The organism is Dyella flagellata, from assembly GCF_030160275.1.
GTDB lineage: Bacteria > Pseudomonadota > Gammaproteobacteria > Xanthomonadales > Rhodanobacteraceae > Dyella_B > Dyella_B flagellata.
This window is the reverse complement of sequence record NZ_BSOA01000065.1, coordinates 1-1,058: the sequence shown is the minus strand read 5'-3', so window position 1 is coordinate 1,058 and position 1,058 is coordinate 1. Positions and strand designations below refer to the sequence as shown.

The 1,058-nt window shown below is 56.5% G+C and carries 1 protein-coding gene; it reads right to left on the bottom strand.

What is annotated here, in order from left to right; translation table 11 throughout:
- Positions 1-54: 54 nt before the first annotated feature.
- Positions 55-1,053 (bottom strand): IS5 family transposase, encoded by a 999-nt coding sequence (locus QQJ96_RS23520; RefSeq protein ID WP_284334476.1) that lies wholly within the window; start codon positions 1,051-1,053, stop codon positions 55-57.
- Between the last annotated feature and the right edge of the window lie 5 nt (positions 1,054-1,058).

Genomic DNA, 1,058 nt, shown 5'->3' with positions numbered 1-1,058 from the left:
AAAAGCATCGGCCGCAGAGAGAAAACAGCCCCTCTCCCGGGGTATTCCCATCCCTTACATTTCCGCCAGACACACGTATCCCATCATTCTCAATATCGAGCGCCGCACCATCCACAAATTCGATAGCGCAAACAGTGTGACCACCTGGGCAGTGTTCTTCGCTAGCCCCTTGTAGCGAACCTTCACGTAACCGAACTGCCGTTTGATGACTCGGAAGGGGTGCTCAACCTTCGAACGGATCACTGACTTGAGGTATTCCATCCATATGACCCACTGCTTGAGTTCACTTTCCGTCATAGCCCTGATCGTTCCACGCTTGACGGCCACCTTCCAGTCCACGACCTTGTCCTGCACTTCCGCGCGCTTTTCCACGCCGGCATAGCCCGCGTCGGCATACGCTAATTCTTCCTTCCCGTGCAGCAAATGCGCCGCCATAGTCACGTCCGCCACGTTGGCAGCCGTTCCCACCACCGTATGCACCAGGCCCGTTTCGGCATCCACGCCTATGTGTGCCTTCATGCCGAAGTAGTATTGGTTTCCTTTCTTCGTCTGGTGCATCTCAGGATCACGGCTTTGATCCTTGTTCTTCGTCGAGCTAGGCGCCGCAATGATCGTCGCATCCACAATTGTGCCATGCCGCATCAGCATCCCCAGTCCTTCCAACTGAGCATTGACCTCAGCCAGCATCGCCGCCGCCAGGTCATGATTCTCCAGCAGCCGACGAAACTTCAGTATCGTCGTCTCGTCGGGAATCGCCTCTTCGTTCAATTCGATCCCCGCAAAGCGGCGCATCGACTCGATCTCATACAGCGCATCTTCCATGCCAGGGTCCGACAACGCATACCATTGCTGCAGGAAATGGATGCGCAGCATCGTCTCCAATGGCATCGGTGGACGCCCGCGGCGCCCTTCTCGCGGGTAGTGCGGCTCCACCAGCGCCTCCAACGCTTTCCATGGCACCACTCTGTCCATCTGTGCAAGGAATATCTCCCTGCGCGTCTTACGCTTCTTGACGTCGAAGCTCGCTGAGGCAAAGGTCGTTTGCTTGCTCATCTTCA